At 41.7% G+C, this 18,227-nt stretch carries 14 protein-coding genes and 2 pseudogenes; 9 read left to right on the top strand and 7 right to left on the bottom strand.

Features of this window, described 5'->3' with window-relative positions; all coding sequences use genetic code 11:
- Positions 1-36 precede the first annotated feature (36 nt).
- Entirely contained in the window at positions 37-4,293 is a 4,257-nt protein-coding gene (locus MAE_RS26180; RefSeq protein WP_012268170.1) for a non-ribosomal peptide synthetase, read from the top strand.
- 277 nt (positions 4,294-4,570) lie between these two features.
- Positions 4,571-5,050 (top strand): hypothetical protein, encoded by a 480-nt coding sequence (locus MAE_RS26175; protein ID WP_012268169.1) that lies wholly within the window; start codon positions 4,571-4,573, stop codon positions 5,048-5,050.
- Between the two features lie 172 nt (positions 5,051-5,222).
- Here MAE_RS26175 and MAE_RS26170 read toward each other — a convergent pair whose 3' ends face one another.
- Together MAE_RS26170 and MAE_RS36260 are read right to left on the bottom strand one after the other, a co-directional pair.
- Positions 5,223-5,381, bottom strand: a complete 159-nt coding sequence (locus MAE_RS26170) for a microviridin/marinostatin family tricyclic proteinase inhibitor (protein ID WP_041804430.1) — start codon at positions 5,379-5,381, stop codon at positions 5,223-5,225.
- Between the two features lie 212 nt (positions 5,382-5,593).
- Positions 5,594-5,802 (bottom strand): annotated as a pseudogene (locus MAE_RS36260) (MvdC/MvdD family ATP grasp protein); the annotation flags it as partial.
- Positions 5,803-5,880: 78 nt separating this feature from the next.
- On the opposite strand from MAE_RS36260, the gene MAE_RS26165 reads away from it, so the two are divergent.
- The 5 genes from MAE_RS26165 (at position 5,881) to MAE_RS26140 (ending at position 11,289) form a co-directional block, all read left to right on the top strand.
- Positions 5,881-6,669 carry a class I SAM-dependent methyltransferase gene (locus MAE_RS26165; protein ID WP_012268166.1) on the top strand — a complete coding sequence of 263 codons (789 nt, stop codon included), beginning with the start codon at positions 5,881-5,883 and terminating at the stop codon, positions 6,667-6,669.
- 39 nt (positions 6,670-6,708) lie between these two features.
- Positions 6,709-7,443, top strand: coding sequence for an SDR family oxidoreductase (locus MAE_RS26160; protein ID WP_012268165.1), 735 nt, complete (start codon positions 6,709-6,711; stop codon positions 7,441-7,443).
- 271 nt (positions 7,444-7,714) lie between these two features.
- Complete coding sequence (locus MAE_RS26155; RefSeq protein WP_012268164.1) at positions 7,715-8,674, top strand: HNH endonuclease; 960 nt, start codon at positions 7,715-7,717, stop codon at positions 8,672-8,674.
- Between the two features lie 23 nt (positions 8,675-8,697).
- Entirely contained in the window at positions 8,698-10,299 is a 1,602-nt protein-coding gene (dndC, locus tag MAE_RS26150; protein ID WP_012268163.1) for a DNA phosphorothioation system sulfurtransferase DndC, read from the top strand.
- A 297-nt stretch (positions 10,300-10,596) separates the two neighbouring features.
- Positions 10,597-11,289 (top strand): M15 family metallopeptidase, encoded by a 693-nt coding sequence (locus MAE_RS26140; protein ID WP_012268161.1) that lies wholly within the window; start codon positions 10,597-10,599, stop codon positions 11,287-11,289.
- Positions 11,290-11,532: 243 nt separating this feature from the next.
- Here MAE_RS26140 and MAE_RS26135 read toward each other — a convergent pair whose 3' ends face one another.
- Positions 11,533-11,937 (bottom strand): response regulator, encoded by a 405-nt coding sequence (locus MAE_RS26135; RefSeq protein WP_012268160.1) that lies wholly within the window; start codon positions 11,935-11,937, stop codon positions 11,533-11,535.
- A gap of 82 nt (positions 11,938-12,019) precedes the next feature.
- Between MAE_RS26135 and MAE_RS26130 the strand changes: the two genes are divergently transcribed.
- Together MAE_RS26130 and MAE_RS26125 are read left to right on the top strand one after the other, a co-directional pair.
- Positions 12,020-14,764 (top strand): DNA gyrase/topoisomerase IV subunit A, encoded by a 2,745-nt coding sequence (locus tag MAE_RS26130; protein ID WP_012268159.1) that lies wholly within the window; start codon positions 12,020-12,022, stop codon positions 14,762-14,764.
- A gap of 3 nt (positions 14,765-14,767) precedes the next feature.
- On the top strand, positions 14,768-15,451 hold the full coding sequence (locus MAE_RS26125) for a YdcF family protein (protein ID WP_012268158.1): 684 nt from the start codon (positions 14,768-14,770) through the stop codon (positions 15,449-15,451).
- 132 nt (positions 15,452-15,583) lie between these two features.
- Here the strand turns inward: MAE_RS26125 and kdpC are convergent, their stop codons facing one another.
- From kdpC to MAE_RS26105, 4 genes and pseudogenes are all read right to left on the bottom strand, one after another.
- Positions 15,584-16,228 carry a K(+)-transporting ATPase subunit C gene (gene kdpC, locus MAE_RS26120; RefSeq protein WP_012268157.1) on the bottom strand — a complete coding sequence of 215 codons (645 nt, stop codon included), beginning with the start codon at positions 16,226-16,228 and terminating at the stop codon, positions 15,584-15,586.
- 167 nt (positions 16,229-16,395) lie between these two features.
- Positions 16,396-16,602, bottom strand: a complete 207-nt coding sequence (locus tag MAE_RS26115; RefSeq protein WP_012268156.1) for a potassium-transporting ATPase subunit F — start codon at positions 16,600-16,602, stop codon at positions 16,396-16,398.
- A gap of 302 nt (positions 16,603-16,904) precedes the next feature.
- Positions 16,905-17,753: an IS630-like element ISMae21 family transposase gene (locus MAE_RS31155; RefSeq protein ID WP_012264307.1), complete on the bottom strand. Its 849-nt coding sequence runs from the start codon at positions 17,751-17,753 to the stop codon at positions 16,905-16,907.
- Positions 17,754-17,790: 37 nt separating this feature from the next.
- Positions 17,791-18,114: pseudogene (locus MAE_RS26105) on the bottom strand (DNA cytosine methyltransferase); the annotation flags it as partial.
- Between the last annotated feature and the right edge of the window lie 113 nt (positions 18,115-18,227).

The following is an 18,227-nucleotide window of genomic DNA, read 5'->3' as shown; positions in this document are numbered from 1 at the left end:
GCTAATTTAACAACAACTTTGGGAGGCAATTGGTAAGTGAAAGTAGGAGATTTTTTAGCGTATTTGAAGGGTTTAGAGATTAAACTATGGCTGGAAGGCGAAAAACTTCGTTTTCAGGCTCCCAAAGGGGTTATGACCCCAGAAATTAAAGAAGAAATCGCCGCCAAAAAACCTGAAATTTTGGACTTTTTGAGAGCGGCAAAAATCCCAACTAATACTGTTGATTTAGAGATTATTCCCGTGTCACGGGATCAGGATTTACCCCTCTCTTTTGCTCAACAACGACTCTGGTTTCTGCAGCAACTTTCTCCCGATAGTCATTCCTATAATCTGTTGGACGCTTTGCGGTTAGAAGGAAACCTCAATCTGTTGGCTTTAGAACAAAGTCTCAGCGAACTGATTCGCCGTCACGAAATTTTAAGAACCACTTTTACCATGGTAGAAGGGCAACCAATTCAGCGCATTGCTCCCCCTTCACCCGTCAGTTTACCCCTGGAAGATTTACAAAATTTATCAAAGAATGAACAAACAGAACATCTGCAAGAAATAGCGATTGCTTTCTCCTTAAAACCCTTTAATCTAGCCAAGGAATCATTAGTCCAATTTAAGTTACTTAAACTCAGTTCCCAAGAGTATGTATTGCTGTTGAAGATGCACCATATTATTTACGATGGTTGGTCTTTGAGCATCTTCTTTGGTGAATTATCTCAACTTTATGCGGCCTTTGTCCAGGGTTTGCCTTCCCCTCTCGCTAAATTATCGATTCAATACGCCGATTTTGCCGTATGGCAACGTCAATGGCTCACCGGTGAAGTTTTGGAGCGTCAACTTAATTACTGGCAAAAACAGTTACAAGATGCACCTACTATTTTAGAATTGCCAACGGATTATCCCCGTCCTCCAATTCCTAGTTTCCGGGGTGATGGGCAGGTTTTTCGACTGAATCAAGACTTAACGCAACGCCTCAAAAGGTTAAGTCAGGAGTCAGGAGCAACGCTATTTATGACTTTACTGGCGGCTTTTTTTGTCCTAATTTCTCGTTATAGTGGTCAATTAGATGTTTTGGTGGGTTCTCCGATAGCTAATCGTAATAGTTCGGCAATTGAGAAATTAATGGGCTTTTTTGCCAATACTTTGGCTTTAAGGGGTGATATGTCGGGAAATCCGAGTTTTCTGGAGTTATTACAACGAGTAAAGCAAACAACTTTATCAGCTTATGCTCATCAAGATTTGCCTTTTGAAATGTTAGTAGAAAAATTACAATTAAACCGAGATTTAAGTCACAATCCTTTGATACAGGTGATGTTTTCTCTGCAAAATACTCCCCAATCTGAGGCCAGTTTATCTGGCTTAAAGATGGAGAGTTTGCCTTTATCTGTTGAGCTTAAAGCGCGATTTGATTTAGAGGTAAATTTTTGGGAAGTTTCTGATCGTTTAGAAGCGGTTTGGTGTTATAGTACGGATTTGTTTGCTGCCCCCACTATTAACCAAATGTGGCAACATTTTCAGAATCTCTTAACTGCGATTGCAGCTAATCCCAATATGGGAATTTTTCAGTTATCGATGTTAAGTGATGAAGAACGTTATCAATTGTTATCATTGTGGAACGAAACTCACACAGATTATCCCTCTGATCAATGTATTCATCAATTATTTGAAGAACAGGTAAAACGCACACCCGACGCGGTAGCAGTGGTATGTTCAGAGCAACAATTAACCTACAATGAATTAAATTGTCGAGCCAATCAATTAGCTCATTACCTGCAAAAATTAGGAGTAAAACCAGATGAATTAGTGGGGATTTGTCTAGAGCGTTCCTTAGACATGATTGTGGGATTATTGGCTATTCTTAAAGTCGGTGGAGCTTATGTTCCTATTGACCCAGATTATCCCCAAGAACGCATTAGCTTTATGCTCCAAGATACCCAGGTTAAAATAATATTAACCTGCGAATCTTTACAGAATTCCTTGCCAAATCATCAGGCTATTGTTATCTGTCTAGATAAAGATTGGCAACAAATTAATCAAGCAAGTCTGGAGAATCTGAACAGCACAGTTTCTGCGGATAATTTAGCCTACGTTATTTATACTTCTGGTTCTACAGGAATACCCAAGGGTGTTATCGTCACTCATCAAGCAGTTAATCGACTGGTATTAAATACTAATTACATCCAGTTTACTCCTGATGACCGGGTTGTGCAAGCGTCTAATATTGCTTTTGATGCCGCTACTTTTGAAATTTGGGGGGCTTTACTTAACGGTGCTAAGATTGTTATTATCGCTAAATCAGTTTTGCTCTCACCCCAAGAATTGGCACTAAGCTTAAAGGAAAATCAGATTAGTGTCTTATTTTTAACCACAGCACTTTTTAATCAGTTAGCCAATTTAGTTCCGCAAGCTTTTAGTAGCTTACGATGCTTACTATTTGGGGGTGAAGCAGTTGAACCAAAATGGGTACAAGAGGTACTAGAAAAAGGTGCGCCACAACGGTTGCTTCATGTCTATGGGCCAACGGAAAATACAACGTTTTCTTCCTGGTATTTAGTGGAAAACATAGCTTCTACAGCCACAACTATTCCCATTGGTAAAGCGATTGCCAATACCCAAATCTATTTGCTGGATAAAAATCTCCAACCTGTCCCGATTGGTGTAGTAGGAGAATTACATATTGGTGGTATGGGATTAGCCAAAGGTTATCTTAACCGTCCCGAATTAACCCAAGAAAAATTTATTCCTAATCCTTTTGAGAAGGATGAAGTGATCCCCCCAACCCCCCTTAATAAGGGGGGCAATGAGCCGTCAAAATTATATAAAACGGGAGACTTGGCCCGTTATTTACCCGATGGTAATATTGAATATGTAGGACGGATTGACAATCAAGTAAAAATTCGCGGCTTCCGTATTGAATTGGGAGAAATTGAGGCTGTACTTAGTCAAAATCAGGCGGTACAGTCTTCCTGTGTGATTGTTCGTGAAGACAATCCAGGGGAAAAACAGTTAGTTGCCTATATTGTACCTAAGCTAGGAGTAAAGCTAACAAGTGGCGATTTGCGTCAATTTCTTAGCCATAAATTGCCCGGTTATATGGTTCCTGGTGCTTTTGTGCTGCTGGAGTTTTTCCCTTTAACAGCTAACGGAAAAATTGATCGCCGTGCGTTAAAAGCTCCCAGTAACACCAGTGATTCAGACAGATTTATTGAAGCGCGTAATCAGTTAGAATTAAACCTCGTGCAAATCTGGTCAAAAGTGCTAAAGATTGACAAAATTAGCGTGCATGATAACTTTTTTGACCTCGGTGGTCATTCCCTTTTAGCTCCTTATTTAATCACCCAAATTAAAGAACAGTTAGGCAAAGAAATTGCCGTAACTACAATATTTCAAAACCCAACTATTGAACAGTTAGCGACCATTATCCAAACCGATGCAGATTCCTCTAACCAGTCTTGTTTGGTTCCCATTCAACCCCAGGGTTCAAAGCCTCCTTTCTTCTGTGTTCCAGGCGCCGGGGGACGACCATTTTATTTTTACCATTTAGGACGTTGTTTAGGAAAAGATCAACCTTTCTACAGTTTTGAAAATGATCTCTATCAACAGTTTGGAGAAATCACTCGCATTGAGGATATAGCCAGTATTTATCTTCAAGCAATGCAAGATTTACAACCCCAAGGCCCCTACTTTTTGGGAGGACATTCCTACGGTGGTAATGTGGCTTTTGAAATGGCTCAACAGTTGGTTAATCAGGGTCAACAAGTGGCATTACTAGCAATCATTGATTCTTCAGCACCCACTTATAAAGACAAACAAATTTTGCTTGATTATATTAATTGGGATCATGCGCGATGGTTAGCTGAAGTCAGCAAAGGTATCGAAGTTTATTTAGATAAAACCATCGATATTTCCTATGAAACTCTTCAACTCTTAACAGTGGAGGAACAATTAAAATACGCCTTAAACTTTTTTAAACTGGCTAATATGCTTCCTCCCAATGCGGAAACTAGGCAGCTTGAAAAAATTGTCCAAGCCTATAAAACTAGCTGTCTATGTCTGATTGATTATCTCCCTAAACAGATTTATCCTGGTAAAATTACGATTATACGGGCCAGGGAGGAATTAGCTGATGATCCAAATAAAGATTTAATAGCTGGAGATTGCGAGGATTCCTCTTTAGGCTGGAGTGAATTTTCTACAGAGCCAGTTGAGATTCATTTCGTCCTAGGAAATCATGTCTCGATTATGGTGGAACCCCATGTCCAGATTTTAGCCGAAGAGTTAAAAGTTTGCCTTGAGATTTGATACCAAACCCGTTTTTAAGACTATGATTAACTCCCAATTCAACTTGAAAAACCCAGTTATCAATTGTTTCTCCCCAATCTCATCTATCTTTTAAACAGGATTTAATCTAAGAACTGACGATTTTCTACAAGTTGTGTGAACGGTAAGACTAATGTAAAATGCTGCAAGGCATCTGATTGCTAGACAGCCGATTTGTATTCTTTTGCCTTACCATGGATTTTATATGAGTGAAATCCCGACCAACCAATCCAACTTAGTGATTTTAGGAGTCTCATCAATGACGGAAACTACTGAAACGGCCATTCCCCATGATTTTCTCGGAATTAATCCCACAGACATCAACAAAAAACTTGTCTCCTGGGGAATTTCTCTGGATGAAGTTGTTCAAAAACTTGCTTCTCTGGGACTCCCCGGCATTATTTTCATTATTGCTGTTGCCGCATCCGGTGGTACTGCCTATCCTGCGATTTACGCACTTTTTGGGTTAGGCGGTCCGCTGGGACTAATTGGTGGACTTGGGGTCTTAGGCATCTCTACCATTATTGGTGACATTGTTACGGGTTATGGCATTGAGGCACTGCTTAAAACGGTCTATCTCAAACGTCGTGAAACAGAAACTCAAGAATATCTCATCAATGAGGTGGAAGGTTTGCCAATTTCTCAAGTTCTAAAACTTAACCTTAAAAAGGCTATTGAAGTAGAAATTGCTGCCGAAGAACCCATTGCTCCCAAAGAAGTCGAAATTGCTGAAGAGTAGTTTTAACTTGACTAAGCACTTTCTCCCTCCTCTCTCCTGCTGCCCTCACCGGCAAATTGACTTTTTCAGCAAACCCTAAATACAACAAAAAACCGCCATAAATCTTACTCCTGCTTGACTTATGGCGGTGGTTGTTTTCTGTGTGAATCACTGAAAGCAATCTTTAAATTAATTAACTATCTTCCCAGTCAGAAGGCCATTTCCAAGTCCAAACGGGAGCCGGTTCAGAATCGGGGGGGGAATCGGGAGTCGGAGCCTCGTCTTGGTCCACAGATAAAAAACGAGCAAAGAAGGGGATTGCTTTACTTTGTTCGGTATTGGGATAATTCATGGTCATTCCTAGTTTTGAGTAGCAGCTTTTTCAAGATAGCTGCGATTACCTTGTGATAGTAACATATATTGCCGTCTTACTCAAGTCAAATACTCACCTTACCCGCACTCCCATGGGTGACACTTATAGCTTTATTCAGGGTCATCAGGTACGCCAATTTTCTTCCCTGTTCTCCGCTCCCCATTCCTAATTCAAAAGCGATAACTTCTGTCCCTCACCAGATATGATAATATAGATTGATGGTTATAGGTTAATTGATAAAAACTTTTTTTACCATTAAATTGGGCTGTTAGTTGAACCTCTAAGGGAAATTTATCGGTATCTAAGGGAAAAGGTGTGGCTCCTTTTTTTATATCGCCTCAGCCACGCGGTCAATATCTAGTGCCTTAACAAGAGTTTGGCAAGCATTGCTATAACCCACTTCCCACTTCCCGCTCTACTAAGCCCAATCGTGTTAAACTAATGTAGTTTTTGCCGAAACAGTTAAGTGAGTTTAACAATGGATAAAAATGAATGGATTAGTAGATTCGATGATTTAATTTGTAGTCCTTCGATTCGAGAGTTTTATGGTGAAAGAGAGTTTTTTAATGTCGGTTATTGGCTCTCCCATACCCAAGATCAACAGGAAGCATCCTCTACTCTGATGGAGAAACTTTTAGAATTTATTCCCAACAAACAGGGAACAATTCTTGATGTTGGCTGTGGTTTGGGAGCAACTACCCATTATCTTCTCAAATATTATCCATTGACAGCAATTGTGGGGATTAACATTTCTCCGACACAAATTGCCAGAAGTCTCTTGAATTTTCCCGAGGGTAAATTTCTGTTAATGGACGCAGTAGAGATGGATTTTGCCGATCATTCTTTTGAGCAAATTATTTGTGTAGAAGCGGCTTTTTATTTTAATACCAGGCGGCAATTCTTGCAAGAAGCTTGGCGAGTATTAAAGCCGGGGGGAACCTTAATTCTCTCAGATCTGAGTTTTGCCACAACAGAACTTTTAGGTGATTGGACAGTTCCCCAAGCAAACACGGTCAAAGATAGGGCAGAGTATCAAAATCTTTATCAACAGGCAGGGTTTAAAGATGTTCAATTTGTCGAGGTGACGGAGGAGTGCTGGTTCAGACATTTTCGCCATCTTAAGTCTTGGTTAACAGAGGAATTGCAATCGGGAAAATTAGACGAAGAAACCTATAATTTAAACATTAAGCCTCTGGATAATTTGCTAAGTTCCTCGGCCATAACTTATTGGTTAGTTGCTGCCCAAAAGCCAGTCAATATACTGTAATAGTTGTAAGTTTTTCTTGAATTTTTGGAGACAAAAAAAATGTTTGATTCCTTATCGGGTAAAAAAGTCGTTATTATTGGTGCAAGCTCCGGGATTGACCTAGCGATTGCCGAAAAATTGCTCTCCCTGGGGGCAAAAGTGGTGCTTTCCCATGCTTCTCAAGAGAAATTAGCTGCCGCTGTTGCCCTAATTTCCGGGGAGATTGAAGCCAAAACTGTTAGTTTTTTAGAAGAAGATTCTGTTAATGCCTTTTTTGCAGAAATTGGCAACTTTGACCATTTAGTAGTCACCTCTCTCGGAGACAGAAATATGCCGCGAGCCTTATTAACCGAAATGACCGCAGAAACGGCCCGGGGAGGTATGGAGAAATTCTGGGGAACCTTTTTAGCAGTGCGTGGCTCCCTGAAAACTTTGGCCAAGGACGGTTCTATTACCCTGACATCCAGCGTCACTATGTTCAAATATTCCAAAATGGGCGGAATTTCTGTCATAGCCGCCGCTAATAGTGCCGTAGCCGTATTTGGACGCGCCCTCGCCCTAGAACTCGCTCCTATTCGCATTAACGTTGTTGCCCCCGGATTAATAGAAGATACAAGCATCTGGACCAGTCAAGGTGATTCGGAACGCTCCGACCTGAGCAAATGGGCGGTTTCTGCTCTACCTGTCGAACATTTAGGGCAACCCGAAGAAGTCGCCCTAGCAGTATTGAGTTTGATTATCAACCCCTATATGACAGGGGTGGTTTTACCCGTGGACGGTGGAGTTACTCTTTAATCCCTAACCGGACTTAAACCCTCAACCCGGGAAAGTGATACTAAATCCTCTTTAAAGGGTATAGGAGGGAGTGGGAAGCGGGTTTTTAAAGTTGCATTAAGGGTTGATCATAGTACATAAGTTCGATTTTTTTGCGATCGCTTGTCAGCCGCGCTCGATCGATGTTATTATGACTATCTCTCTAGGCTTTCTGTATTTTTTCCTCTCGGTGGGATGTTTTTCTGTATGCTGGTAATAGTTTCCTTTTTTTATCCGCATATCTCCCACCCCTATGGTCGATAGTCTTCCCCTACGCAATTTAAAATATTATTGTGACTTATTTTCTAAAATTAAAGTCAATAAGTCTAAGCAAAGTGGTGAAGCACCTTATAAGCCTATCTTATTATTATCAGTAATTGAGTTAATTAGTGATTCTCAAATTCAGGACAATAAAATCTATATTTCTGATGAATTAATCGATACTTTTGATAAATATTGGAAGCGTTTAAACCCAGATGCCTTCAAAGGTGGGTTAGCTTTACCGTTTTTTCATCTAAAAAATGACGGATTTTGGAAGTTAAAGTTTAGTGATAGCTATGATGGCGGCCGTCCTCAAACTATTCCCAAAATTAGAGCAGATGTAGATTATGCGATTTTAGATGAGGAATTGTATAAACTTTTACGGGAACCAGAAGCTAGACGACAGCTAATTGATACTCTAATAGAAGCTTGGTTTTCTTCTAGTCAAAAGCAATTAGAAGATATTTTAGAAATTAATCAAGTCTTACAACAAGATGATGACACTCAACTAGATCGTAGCGTTTTAGATGAAGGAGAAACACAGACAAAATATTATTTTAGAAAGTCTATAGTTAGAGATGCGTTATTTCGCAAGTCAGTAGTCCATTTATACGATTATCAATGCTCTTTTTGTGGTCTTAAAGTAATCCACTCCTTGACACAAAGTATTGTCGATGGCGCACATATCAAACCTTTTGCCAGATTCTATGATAACCAGATAAACAATGGTTTATCTCTTTGTAAAAATCATCATTGGGCATTTGATCAAGGACTATTTACTATTGACGATCAATACAAAATTATGATTAGTCAAGACTTTCAAGAAATTTCTCCTAATGCTAAAGCCATTAAAGACTTTCATGGTATGAATATTTTATTACCCACTCTAGAAAATCACTATCCAAAACTTGAAGCTATCCAATGGCATCGTCAGAATATTTTTAGAAATTAGTTGATCTTTTTGTTGATAACATTATGCTTGAAAAAACAACTTCTATTTTTCCTAATCGTGCTATAGAGGAGTTCGTAGAAGATATAAAAAGTATTACTCAAGAAATACAAGAGTTATATTGTCTAGACAGTATTCCCTGGATCATAGGTGTATCTTGGGGAAAAGATAGCACAGCAGTTTTACAATTGGTTTGGAATGCGATCGCTAGTTTGCCAGAAGAAAAAAGACATAAAACAATTTATGTTATTACAACAGATACTCAAGTTGAAAATCCTCTTGTATCTACTTGGGTTAACAAATGTATAAAAAAATTGGAAATATCGGCGAAAGATCATCAAATACCTATTAAACCTTATCAGATCAATCCTTCTGTTAAGGAAACTTTCTGGGTTTGTTTGATTGGGAAGGGCTATCCCGCACCACGACGAGGATTTCGCTGGTGTACTGAACGGATGAAAATACAACCTGTTAATTATTTTATTCGAGATGTTGTTAGAGAAAATGGTGAGGCAATAGTTATTTTAGGTGCGCGAAAAACGGAAAGCTCCGCACGATCAGTAACCATAGAAAGACATAAAGTAGGGAGATTAAGGGAGCGTCTTAGCCCTCATACTCACTTGATTAATTCACTTGTTTATACTCCCATAGAAGATTGGCGTACTGATGAAGTATGGATGTACTTAATGCAGTGGGAAAATCCCTGGGGAGGAGATAACAAAGAATTATTAGCAATGTATCGAGGAGCGACTGCGGATAATGAATGTCCCCTAGTGGTAGATACTTCCACTCCTAGCTGTGGAGATTCGCGCTTTGGTTGTTGGGTTTGTACTTTGGTGAATAAAGATAAATCGATGGAGGCAATGATACAGAATGACCAAGAAAAAGAATGGTTACAACCGCTTTTAGACCTTCGCAACGAATTAGATATAGAAGATGACCGACCAAAACGGGATTTTCGCCGTATCTTTGGGAAAGTACAATTATTTGAAAGAAACTTAAATGGAGAAATATCGATCGAACCCATACCCGGTCCTTATACTAAACAATGGCGAGAATATTGGCTGAGAAGGGTATTAGAAGCTCAGGAGAGCGTGCGTACTAATGCCCCAGAGGAGATGAAAGATATTACCCTAATTACCACGGAGGAACTCAGCGAAATTCGCCGGATTTGGAGGGAAGAAAAGCACGAATTTGATGACCAATTACCGAAGATTTATAAACAAGTGACTGGAGAAACTTTTCAAGACCCGCGACCGGGAGCGGATAATAATCTTTTGGGGAGTGAAGAATGGGATATCCTCGCGGATATCTGTGCCGAGGATTCCATGCACCTAGAATTATTGGCTAAACTGATCGATACAGAACGTCAATATTTTCTAAAAATCTCTCGCAAGGGTATTTACAAAGACCTAGAAAAATGCTTTGAGTCTAGTTCTCGTAGTAAAGAGGAAGCGATCGAAAATGCTCGTTATGTCTATGATCTAAAGAATGCCGCTCAAAGTGGCAATATTGCTCAGGTGAAAGAACAACTCAAGGAGAGTTTTAGTGAACCGGAAAAAGACCCGCAAAAACAGTTAACTTGGGCCAGTATGAAATTCCCTACAACCGATGAGGAGGAAGAATAACGGGTTTATGTAGGGTTTGCTGAATAAATCTAACAACCTTGTTGGATAAGGTTTTTAGACTTTTTTTCCCTCAAAAAGTGCCGACCATTGGAGTGATTGGGGGGAAAATCCCTGGACTTTTTCCCTGAAAATTAGGTAATTGACCACATGAAAATGGGTAAAACCCCACACCCCACACCCCACACCCCACACCCCACACCCCACACCCTACCCCCACGAAAAACTTTTTGCCGCAAACCCTATGTAAACTGGCGATCGAGTTGACCATCAATAAAATTACTGTTTCCCGATGACGAGATGAAACCCTACCAAAAAATTCCTATTCGTGAATGTGGGGAACCCCTAGTACCTATACCCGCAGATAAGTTTGTTATTCCTTCTCCCCATGCTTACGAGAAATTAGGGGCCAATTATCGGGGTAAATCTCCCTATTTTTTGCGACAAGGGGTGTTAAATGCTCTGATTGACGCTCAAAACCGTCTGCAAGTCTATCAACCCGGTTGGCAAATTTTGATTTTTGATGCCTATCGACCGGTGGAAGTGCAACAATTTATGGTCGATTATAGTTTTCAGACTCTCCTAGACACAAGAGGATTAGCCAGAGAGAAACTATCGGAGGCAGAAAGTCAAGCGATTTTAACAGAAGTTTACACTATTTGGGCGTTTCCCAGCGATAATGCCGCCACTCCGCCTCCCCATAGTACCGGAGCGGCGATCGATATTACCCTGGTGGACGAGAAGGGACAAGCCATCGACATGGGGGGAGAAATCGATGAGATCAGTGAGCGATCGCATCCCGATTATTATATCGCCGCAAAAAGCCCGCGAGAACAGAGTTATCATCAAAAACGAGTTTTATTGGCTAAAGTGATGGAGGAGGCGGGATTTAGCCGACATAAGGGGGAATGGTGGCATTTTTCCCTAGGGGATCAGATGTGGGCCTGGTCGCTCGATCGAGCCTACGCCATCTATGGCAGAGTGGAGGATTAAGTAGGGTTTGCGGCAAAAAGTTTCTTGTGGGGACAGGGTGTGGGGTGTAGGGTTTTACCGATTTTGAGGGGGTCAATTACCTAATTTTCAGGGGAAAAGTCCAGGGATTTTCCCCCCAATCACTTCCGTCGCCGGTACTTTTTGATTGACAAAAGGTCTAAAAGTCTTACCCAACAAGGTTTTTAGATTTATTCAGCCCACCCTAGATCAATACTGATATACTAACAAAAGAAGACTCAAAGCTTAGACCAGCTTCTGATCGATGATCGCCAAAATTTGATCAACAAAAGCTTGGTGATCAACCACTGGTTTAGAAATATAACCATCGGCCTGACTCTGCTTGAGAAAATTCTCTCGATCGCCCTCCATAGCGTGAGCGGTGACGATAATAACGGGTAAATCGGCGGTTTCGGGGTTAGCTTTGAGAATTTGGCTGATTTTAATGCCATCTACCGCTTTCCCTTCATAGACACTATGGGAGAGGGAGACATCCATTAAGATCACGTCCGCTTCCTTATCCCGAGCAATACGAAGCACTTCTTCCACGTCTTCAGTCCCTTTGACCTCTAGACCACCTCGTTTGGTCAAAATTTTGGCAAAAACGCGAAAATTTATCGGGTCGTCTTCTACAATCAAAACAGTCGTCATAGGGATGCTCAGGGATAAACAAGGTTAAAACGGGCAAAATGCCTTATGATTCACAGCTAGACAGATTGAAAACGAGAGACTCATGGCCAAACAACTGGATTTCTTAGCTAGTGGTCAAATTATACCCACGGCCTTACACCAAGAGATGGAACGCTCCTATCTAGAATATGCCATGAGTGTGATCGTGGGGCGAGCCTTGCCGGATGTACGGGATGGACTAAAACCAGTGCATCGTCGCATATTATACGCTATGCACGAACTGGGTTTGACTCCCGATCGCCCTTTTCGCAAATGTGCGCGGGTGGTGGGGGATGTCTTGGGTAAATATCATCCCCACGGCGATCAGTCAGTGTACGAGGCACTGGTTCGTATGGTACAGGATTTTTCCAGTCGTTACCCACTTTTATCGGGCCATGGTAACTTTGGTTCGATCGATAACGACCCCCCGGCGGCCATGCGTTATACAGAAACCCGTTTGGCCGGCATCGGTGATCAGGCGGTTTTAGGGGGAATTAGCGAAGCTATCGTTAATTTTAGCAGTAATTTTGATAATTCTCAACAGGAACCGGTTGTTTTACCCGCTCAGTTACCGATACTGATTCTTAATGGTTGTTCGGGTATTGCGGTGGGAATGGCGACTAATATTCCCCCCCATAATTTAGGGGAAGTGGTGGAAGGTTTAATCGCTTTGATTGATAATCCCGATTTAAGCGAGGAAAAGTTAGTAGAAATTATCCCCGGTCCCGATTTTCCCACGGGAGGCGAGATTTTAGATGATACTGGCATTCGGGAGGCTTATCGCACCGGTAGGGGGATTATTCCCGTGCGCGGAGTGGCGAAAACTGAAACAATTATCATTGAGGGCAAGCGCCGAAGGGAAAGGACGGCAATTGTGGTTACTGAGTTGCCTTTTCAGGTGAATAAGGCGGCATGGATCGAAAAAATCGCCGAATTAGTCAATTTAGGGAAATTGGAGGGAATTGCCGATATCCGCGATGAAAGCAATCGCGAAGGCATTCGGGTGGTGATTGAATTAAAGCGGGAAAGTCAACCGCAGCAGGTTTTGGCGGCTTTATACCAACAAACGGCCCTACAGACTAATTTTGGGGCGATTATCCTCGCTTTGGTCGATAATCAACCCCGGCAGTTATCTTTAAAACAAGTTTTACAGGAATTCTTGCGCTTTCGAGAAACAACTCTCACCCGTCAGTATGGCGATGAGTTGCAACAGGCCAGCGATCGCTTACACCTAGTCGAGGGTTTATTATTAGCTTTGCAGAATATCGATCGAGTGGTGGATATTCTCAAAAATGCCCCCGATGGTACGACGGCTAAGTATCGTTTTCAGGCAGAATTGGGCATTAGTGACGCTCAAGCTGATTCTATCTTGGCTATGCCCCTACGTCGTTTAACCGGTTTGGAAAGACAAAAATTAGAGACGGAAGCGACGGAATTGCAAGCAAAAATTCAACAGTTGGAAACTCTCCTCCATAACCGTCAGGAGTTTCTCAAGTCTCTGAAAAAAGAATTGCGCTCTTTAAAGAAAAAATTCGCCGATAGCAGACGGACAAAAATTCCCACTGGGAAGTCGGGAAACAGGAAACAGGAGACAGGAGACAGGAGACAGGAGACAGGAGACAGGAGACAGGAGACAGCAGGGAAGAAACAGGATTCTGCTGTTAAAAAACAGGAGACAGTCCCGATGAAAAAATTTTCACCACCAGAGACGAAAGAGGTTTCCTTACCTACACCCCACACCCCACACCCCACACCCCACACCCCACACCCCACACCCCACACCCCACACCCCACACCCCACACCCCACACCCTACACCCTCTTTCAAGGCAGAAGTTAAAAAGCAGGAGAATAAAGTTAAGAAAAAGCCTGAGAGTGAGAATCCACCGAGTTTAAGCCTATTTACGCCCCAAGAACCCCCAGAAAATGCAATTTTATTGCTTGATGCCGAAGATAAAATTAGTTGGACGACAGAGGAAGAGCGAGCGCCGGACCGGGGTTTAATTATCTATCAACAGGCGATCGAAAAACGGGAAAATTTCCTAGTTATCCTCGATAATGCTAAAGCTTACCCGATTGCTACCCGGGAAGTTCCTCCAAAAGACAATCAACCGGTGTTAATCTCCAGTCTGCTGACCAAAACCGCCCAAAAAGATTCAGAAGCCGTGTTAAATCAATTTTTCTTGACAGAACCTCAAAAAAATCAAGAATTGCTTTTACTGAGTCAACAGGGGCGAATAAAGCGGCTTCCCATCGATGAATTAGAGGGGGTTGGTAGTCGGGGTTTGTCCCTCATGAAATTGAAAGAAGACGATCGCCTGTATGGCGCTATTTTTACTCACGAGGGTCTGGACTTAGCGATCGCCACCAGTAGCGGTCGGGTGTTGCGTTATCCCGTGCGCGAGGAATTATTGCCAATGATGAGTAAATCCGCTCAGGGTTTAGCAATTTTGCGATTGCGCTACGGGGAACATCTAGCCGGCTGTGTTTCTCTCCCCCATCGGGAAAATCTGCTGCTGATTTCGGGATTAGGTTACGGGAAAAGACTGGCGATCGAGAATTTACGTTTATCACAATTAGGCGATCTTGGTTCACCCGCTTTACAATTCGTCAACAAACAGGATAGTTTAGCGGCCATGGTAGCGGCCCGGGAGGGGAGTATAGTGTTATTAAGTACCAATCAGAATCGAAAACTGCCCTTAGAGGTAGAGACTGTGACAGTTACGGGTAAAGACGGGACAGGTTCACAATTAGTCAAACTCAACCCCGCAGAAAAAATTATCAAAGCACAATTGTTACACCATCTCTAAACAATGGCGAAAAAACCGAAAAATGTTGCTCGTAAACACCGGCATTGGCAAAGATGGTTAAAACTAACTCCGATTCTGGTTTTTGGGTTTATTATCTTTAATTTAGCGATTAATTTAGCCATCCGCTTGCCAATTAATCAACAAAAACCCGTTGATGCCATCTTAGTTTTGGGGGGCAGCATTCGTCGGGAAATTTATGTAGCCAATCTAGCCCAGCAATACCCCGATATACCGATTTTAATTTCCCAAGGCTCGAAAGACCCCTGTATTTTATTACTATTTGAACGGGCAAAAGCGCCAAAAACTAACGTCTGGTTAGAAAAGTGTGCTGATTCTACCTTCGGCAATTTTTTCTTTGCCGTGCCAATTTTAAAACAATGGGGAGTACATAAAGTAAAAGTTGTCACCTCTCCTACTCATTTACCCCGCGCTAAATGGTTAGCAGCAATTCACTTGCAATCCCACGGTATAGCAGTAGAAATCGATGCAGTCCGAGAAATTGGTATCCCGGGTAATCACGAATCAAAGCTAAAAACTGGGTTAGATGTGACTAGAAGTATAATTTGGGCTTTTGTCGGACAATTAATCTCTCCCCCCTGTTGGCAAGTCATTCCCTTAAATTCCGTTGATTTAGAAGCTTGGCACGATGAAGGTTTTAAATGTGAATCCCAAGGTAAGATCAGCTAAACCATCCTCTCCCAGTTAGTTTTTTAGCGGCTGCATCCCATGTTTGTAAATCTACTAAGTTGGGGTTTTTAAAGGCAAACTCTCTCTTCCCACTTTCCTATACCTTTTAAACAGGATTGAGTATCAGAGGCCCTATCGGGTATTTGCGATCGCATCTAGAGCCAGATTCAGTTTCAGTAGGTTAACCCCCGGTTCGCCGAAGATGCCGAGAAAGCGCTCGTCGGTGTTTTTGGTAACGAGGATCTCCACTTGATTCGTCGGTAATCCCCGCACCCGCGCCACCCGCTCGATCTGCGCTCTGGCGGCCTCCGGGGTGATATGGGGATCAAGACCAGAACCGGAGGTGTACACCAGAGCCGCGGTGGGTTTAATTGCCCCTTTCTCTAATCGGGGAATCTCCCCCTGTATAGCTTTTGCCGGATCGGGATCGGGTTTTCCTTTAATGCGATCGATTAATGCGGGGTTACTGGGAGCTAGGTTACTCGCCCCCGAAATTCCGGTTTGCAGGACTTTGTTAGGATCGTTTTTCGGATCGGCCGTACTGTAGTTGGTGGTACTCGGACGACTATTAAAATAGCGATCGCTGATGAAAGGTTGCCCAATTAGAGCCGAACCCACCACTTGACCTTGATTATTGGTAATTAAACTCCCGTTTGCTTGCCAGGGAAAAAGAATTTGACCGATGGCGATCATCGAGAAAGGATAGATCAGGGCAGTAATTACCCAGAGAACTAGGGTAGAACGGATGGCTCTACCGGCCTCGCGTGCAAAACTCATAATTAGGGTTTACTGAAAAAGTTTGTTGGTGGAGTTAGGAGTCAGGAGCCAGTAGTCAGGAGTCAGGAGAATTAAGAATAAACAACAATCAATGAAAGAGTCTATTTAGAGATTTTCTGCTTTTTCCCATTTTTGAACTCTCAAAAATTAATTGTGCCAGAAATCTCTTAAAACCTCTCCGGTACAAAGATGACCAAGAACAGATAGATAAATAAAGCAAAGGCGACTAATCCTAAAAGGGTTAATGCAGAGGCTTGCCCCCTATCGATAGTGCTTCCCGTAGAAGCTTGAACGATGGAGGAGAAAAGAATTGTTAGACAGAAATTTAAGAAAATGTACCCAAAAAATCGGTATTTTCTAGGGGCTGCTTTCATAAGAATTAGAGTTTTTTGGAGATTTGTTTTTGCCAGTAAATCAAGAAAATAAGTAGGTAGGCGTTAAAAATTATCAGACACCCCCCTTATCAAGGGGGGATTAAGGGGGGATCGACACCCCCCTTATCAAGGGGGGATTAAGGGGGGATCAAAGACAAAATCTATTTTCAATTTAATTATAACCACTTACTTAGCTGTAGTTGTCGATAGGTTGTCTTTTTCCCTTTTTTCAATTCATAGTTAAGAATACATTGGCCTACATATCTAGCCAAATTATAGTTATTTCAAATAAGAACGAGACACTAGGCGACACAATAAGTACGAATAATTTCATCAAGGGGTGTCCCCACAGGAGCATACATTCTTGCCCTCTTTAATGCACTAAAATCATGTTCGATATCATTTAAATCAGGAGAGTATTTTGGCAAAAACACGACCTGATGACCTGCTTCCTCTACCAGTTGTTTAATGACTGTCTTCCGATGAATTGGTGCATTATCCATAATTAATACTGATGTTATGGTTAGAGAGGGCAACAAATATAAAGATAACCACCCTTCAAAACCTTCGGCATTCAGGCTTCTCGTAAATACCATCGGTGCAATAAAGTCTTTTTTTCCCTTTCTTCTACCAGCGACAAGGTTCTCTCTTTTTCCTCGTTTTCCTTGTCTATCTCCAAAGACTTTCTTCCCTTTTTTTGACCAAGCATAAAAACAGGCTTGAAATTCTTCAAACCCTGACTCATCAATAAATACAAGGCTTTCACTTCCATATATTTTAATCAATTCTCTCAGCACTCTGTAGTATTTCATTCTTTCTTCTCGGTTTCTTTCTCTATAACGAAGTTCCTTCTTTTTTCTGGTAACTTTCATGTTTTTTAAGGCATAGCAAATGGCACTTGGTCTCACTCCAAATTTCTCGGCTCTGTCTCTTAATCTTGCCTCGGGATTTTCTTGGACATCTTTTGACAGTGCTTTCCAGTCCAGCTTTCTCTGACGGTGTTTTACCTTTGTTGCTTCCAGTTTTTCCCTACCTAGCCATCTATATATCGTCGCTCTTCCTATATTAAATAGAGCGGCGGCTTTGGTTATGCTTCCCCCATTCTCTACATAATCGATTACTTTTTTTCTCAAGTCTAGGCTATAAGACATTTTTCTGTATGGGTTGCTCGTTTCTCTTGATTTTACCTTATTTTTCCCTCGTCTCACACTTATTTGAAATGACTATAATAGGAACAGCATTGCCAATCATTTGTTCTAGATTAGATTTTGTTCCAGCAAAAATAAAGTCTTTAGGGAAAGTTTGGATATAGCTTCGCTCCCTCGTTGTTAGCGGTCTTAATTTTTCCTTAAGATGACAAGCATCCCCGGGATGTTGTCGATAGGTTTTGGGAACTGGTCGATTTACTCCTCGAATAGTAGGGCTAGGTTCATAAATACTGAATATCGCCCTTCTTTGATAGCTTCTAGGATGTCTATAATAGTATTCTATATCTAATTCTTTGCCCATATATAGCGTTTTTCAGTCTGCTGAGGTACAAAAGTGATGGGTTTTAGGCAAAAGGCAAGAGGCAGAAGGCAAAAGGGAAGAAAAATAGGTGTACCTCACTAGCTTAGGAAATGCTA

Origin of the sequence: Microcystis aeruginosa NIES-843 (genome assembly GCF_000010625.1) — a bacterium.
GTDB classification, from domain to species: Bacteria; Cyanobacteriota; Cyanobacteriia; order Cyanobacteriales; family Microcystaceae; genus Microcystis; species Microcystis aeruginosa.
This window is presented reverse-complemented; position numbering and strand designations above follow the sequence as displayed.